5 protein-coding genes are annotated in these 4,061 nt (G+C 65.8%); all 5 read right to left on the bottom strand.

Going from position 1 to position 4,061, the window contains the following annotated elements:
* Window positions 1-2: 2 nt before the first annotated feature.
* Window positions 3-743, bottom strand: a complete 741-nt coding sequence (locus ACWGIU_RS31755; protein WP_453711569.1) for a TerD family protein — start codon at window positions 741-743, stop codon at window positions 3-5.
* A 123-nt stretch (window positions 744-866) separates the two neighbouring features.
* Window positions 867-1,982: a DUF475 domain-containing protein gene (locus tag ACWGIU_RS31750; protein ID WP_453711568.1), complete on the bottom strand. Its 1,116-nt coding sequence runs from the start codon at window positions 1,980-1,982 to the stop codon at window positions 867-869.
* Window positions 1,983-2,007: 25 nt separating this feature from the next.
* The gene (locus ACWGIU_RS31745; protein ID WP_030009303.1) at window positions 2,008-2,583 is read right to left on the bottom strand and encodes a TerD family protein; all 576 of its coding nucleotides are present in this window, start codon (window positions 2,581-2,583) and stop codon (window positions 2,008-2,010) included.
* Between the two features lie 214 nt (window positions 2,584-2,797).
* Entirely contained in the window at window positions 2,798-3,373 is a 576-nt protein-coding gene (locus tag ACWGIU_RS31740) for a TerD family protein (protein ID WP_030715382.1), read from the bottom strand.
* A gap of 166 nt (window positions 3,374-3,539) precedes the next feature.
* Window positions 3,540-3,998, bottom strand: coding sequence for a peroxiredoxin (locus tag ACWGIU_RS31735; protein WP_453711567.1), 459 nt, complete (start codon window positions 3,996-3,998; stop codon window positions 3,540-3,542).
* Window positions 3,999-4,061 lie beyond the last annotated feature (63 nt).

Raw genomic sequence — 4,061 nt, 5'->3', positions numbered from 1 at the left:
GGTCAGCTCTTGGCGCTCTTGTAGCCCCGCCCCCACTGGAGCCCCCAGCCGTACAGCCGGTCCAGCTCGGCCTGGAACCCGTACACGAACTTCACCTCGCGCCGCACCACGAGCTCGCCCTTGATCTTCTCCAGGGAGACGACCGCGCAGGACCGGGCCTGGGGGTGCCGCTCGTCCAGCGGGATCTCGATCCGCGGCCCCGTGACGGGGTAGAGGGTGACCATGGCGTGCGTCCGGTCGAAGGCCGGGGTCTGGTCGTAGATGTAGACGAAGACCAGCAGCCGCTTGATCTCGTCGGCGTGGTCGAGGTTGACGTAGAGCGTCTCCCCCGACGCCGAGCCGAACCGGTCGTCCCCGCTGAGCTTGACGTACGGCGGGTCGTTGAGGTCGCCCAGCAGATTCCCCAGCGGCTGCACGGCGCCGCGGGTTCCGTCCGCCAGCTCGTACAGGCAGCCCATGTCCAGGTCGACATTCACCATGCCCTGGGTATGCGCCTGCACCATGTCCGGCTTGAACAGCTTGAACGGGTGCCGGAAGAGCTGGCCGCTCTGCCCGGAGCGGCCGCCGATGTCCGAGGTGCGCATGCGCCAGGACAGGTTGACGCGCAGATTGCCGTGGACGGCCCCCTGTTTGGTGAGCGACACCGTCGAATGTCGCTTGGTCAGCTCGATCGCGTTCGACGAGGCACTGCCCGACTGGAACTGCACGGCCCGGCTGCCCATGATGCCGTCGAAGAAGCCCATCCCCTACCCCCCTGGTTCCCTGATCCCCTGAACGCCCTGAGCCTACGGAAGCGGGGCGGCCCGCCGGGTCCGTGGACCCGGTGGACCGCCCCGCAGATGGAGCGTTCCGCATTACCGCCGCGGTCATGCCTCGGCGGTGGAACCCTCCAGTTCCAGGCGCTTGTTGCGGCGCACGGAGGACCAGAAGGACCATCCGATGAGCAGCACGCCGACGAGACCGGTGATGATCTCGTTGATCTCGTACTGGATGGTGACGAGCAGGATCACGGCGAGCGCGCCGATGGCGTAGTGGGCGCCGTGCTCCAGGTACACGTAGTCGTCGAGGGTGCCCTGGCGGACCAGGTAGACCGTCAGCGAACGGACGTACATGGCACCGATGCCGAGGCCGAGGGCCATCAGCACGATGTCGTTGGTGATGGCGAAGGCGCCGATGACTCCGTCGAAGGAGAAGGAAGCGTCGAGAACCTCCAGGTAGAGGAACATGAAGAAGGCGGCCTTGCCGGCCATGGCGACGGCGGTGACGGGCTTGCCGCTCTTCTTGGCCTCTTCCTCGGCCTCGTGCTCGGCTTCCTCCTCTTCCTCCAGTTTGTTCTCGAAGTAGCCCGAGAGGCCACCGACGATCATGTAGGTGATCAGGCCGAGGATGCCGGAGATCAGGACGGTCTGCGCCTTGTCCACGTGGACACCACCGTGCTGGTGGGCGTTGGCCCCGACGGTCATCGAGGCGATGGCGAGGACGATCAGCGCGATGCAGGCGGACAGCATGTCGACCTTGCCGAGCTTGGCGAGCGGGCGCTCCAGCCAGGCGAGCCACTTGATGTCACGGTCCTCGAAGATGAAGTCGAGGAAGATCATCAGGAGGAACATGCCACCGAAGGCGGCGATGGACGGGTGGGCGTCCGTCACCAGCTGCTCGTACATCTCCTTGTCGGAGAGGGCGAGATCCACGGCCTCAAGGGGCCCGATCTTGGCGCTGATCGCGACGATCACAACGGGGAAGACCAGCCGCATACCGAAGACCGCGATGAGTACGCCGATAGTGAGGAAGATCTTCTGCCAGAAGGCATTCATCTTCTTCAGGATCCCGGCGTTGACCACCGCGTTGTCGAAAGACAGCGAGATCTCGAGGACCGACAGGATCGCGACGATACCGAAGGCCTGCCACCCCCCGTAGAACACCGCTGCGACCAGACCGAGCGCAGTGATTGCGAACGACCAGCCGAAGGTTTTGAGAACCACTGGCACCCCATCGTCTTGTACGGCTTTACGAAACGTTGACCCCGAAGTCTAGAGCGATGCCTCGGAGCCCTGACGCGTACCCCTGCCCCACCGCCCGGAACTTCCATTCCCCCCCGTACCGGTAGACCTCACCGAAGATCATCGCGGTTTCGCTGGACGCGTCCTCGGAGAGGTCGTACCGGGCCAGTTCCTGGCCGTCGGCCTGGTTCACCACGCGAATGAAGGCGTTGCTGACCTGGCCGAAGCTCTGCCGACGGGAGTCCGCGTCGTGGATCGAGACCGGGAAGACGATCTTGTCCACGGTCGCCGGCACCTTGGTGAGGTCGATGATGATCGACTCGTCGTCGCCTTCACCCTCGCCGGTGAGGTTGTCCCCCGTGTGTTCGACGGAGCCGTCGGGGCTCTTCAGGTTGTTGTAGAAGACGAAGTACTCGTCTCCCAGCACCCGGCCGCTGTTGCACAGCAGCGCGCTGGCGTCGAGGTCGAAGTCGGCTCCCGTGGTCGAGCGCGCGTCCCATCCGAGACCGATCAGAACCCTGGTGAGGTTCGGTGCGGCCTTGGAGAGAGAGACATTGCCCCCCTTGGCAAGTGTGACGCCCATGTTGTGGTCCTCCCCGGACGACGGTGTGGCGGTACGGCGATGTGCCGGTGTGGTGCGGGTGTGGTGCGGCTTTGGCTGGCGCTGTGGGTGCTGCGGTGTGCGGGTGACGCGTGCCGGTGGTGCGGTGTGCCGCCCGCGGTCGCGGCCGCGGGTAAAGCCGGTCCGGCGCCGTACACACAGTGCACGGCGCCGGACGGACGGACTGCTCTCGGACTCAGACGTTGACGCCGAAGTCCTGCGCGATGCCGCGCAGGCCCGATGCGTAACCCTGGCCGATGGCGCGGAACTTCCACTCCGCACCGTTGCGGTACAGCTCGCCGAAGACCATGGCGGTCTCGGTCGAGGCGTCCTCGGAGAGGTCGTAACGCGCGAGCTCGCTGTTGTCGGCCTGGTTCACCACGCGGATGTACGCGTTGCGGACCTGGCCGAAGCTCTGCTGGCGGCTCTCGGCCTCGTAGATCGAGACGGGGAAGACGATCTTGGCGACGTCGGCCGGGACGCCGGCCAGGTTGACCTTGATCGCCTCGTCGTCGCCCTCGCCCTCACCGGTCGTGTTGTCCCCGGTGTGCTCCACCGAGCCGTCGGGGCTCTTCAGGTTGTTGAAGAAGACGAAGTTCGCGTCGCTGGTGACCTTGCCCTGGTCGCTGGTCAGGATCGCGCTGGCGTCGAGGTCGAAGTCGACACCGGTGGTGGTGCGAGCATCCCAGCCCAGACCGACGATGACCGCCGTCAGGTTAGGCGCGGCCTTGGTCAGCGAGACGTTGCCGCCCTTGCTGAGGCTGACTCCCACGGGTCCTCCATTTGGGTTCTGTGTGTGGGGCGGTGCCCCGTCGTGCAGGGGCCCTCCCGGCCGTGACCGGGGGAGCTACCGGATCAACGTTTCGATCCTAGTGACGGGTTCCCGCCTGTAAGCGGTTTTCGCAGGGAAAATGCGTGTACGGCCCGCGCCGGCGCGCTCAGAGACTGTCGAGTGCCTTGATGTACTCGTTCAGGTCACGCGCGTCGGGCAGTCCGTTGACGACAGTCCAGCGCACGACGCCGTCCTTGTCGATGATGAAGGTGCCGCGGACGGCACATCCCTTGTCCTCGTCGAAGACGCCGTAGGCGCGCGAGGTCTCCCCGTGCGGCCAGAAGTCCGACAGCAGCGGGTACTCCAGGCCCTCCTGCTCCCCGAAGACCCGCAGGGTGGGTACGGAGTCGTTGGAGACGGCGAGGAGCTGCACGTCGTCGTTCTGGAAGCGCGGGAGCTGATCGCGCAGCTCGCACAGCTCGCCGGTGCAGACGCCGGTGAAGGCGAACGGGTAGAAGAGCAGCACCACTGCCTTCTCTCCCTGGAAGTCGGAGAGCCGCACGGCCCGGCCGTGGTTGTCCTTGAGCTCGAAGTCCGGGGCCTTGTCGCCGACCTCGATCGCCATCTCTCGCATCCCTTCGTTCCCGCATCCCCGCGTTGGGCTGTTCGGGTGGTCCCACCTTATGGG

The organism is Streptomyces sp. NPDC054840, from assembly GCF_053611065.1.
This window is presented reverse-complemented; position numbering and strand designations above follow the sequence as displayed.

Coding starts and splice junctions, on each gene's coding strand:
- ACWGIU_RS31745 (WP_030009303.1), bottom strand. CDS start 2,583: ATGGGCGTCACACTTGCCAAGGGGGGCAATGTCTCTCTCTCCAAGGCC.
- ACWGIU_RS31735 (WP_453711567.1), bottom strand. CDS start 3,998: ATGGCGATCGAGGTCGGCGACAAGGCCCCGGACTTCGAGCTCAAGGAC.
- ACWGIU_RS31755 (WP_453711569.1), bottom strand. CDS start 743: ATGGGCTTCTTCGACGGCATCATGGGCAGCCGGGCCGTGCAGTTCCAG.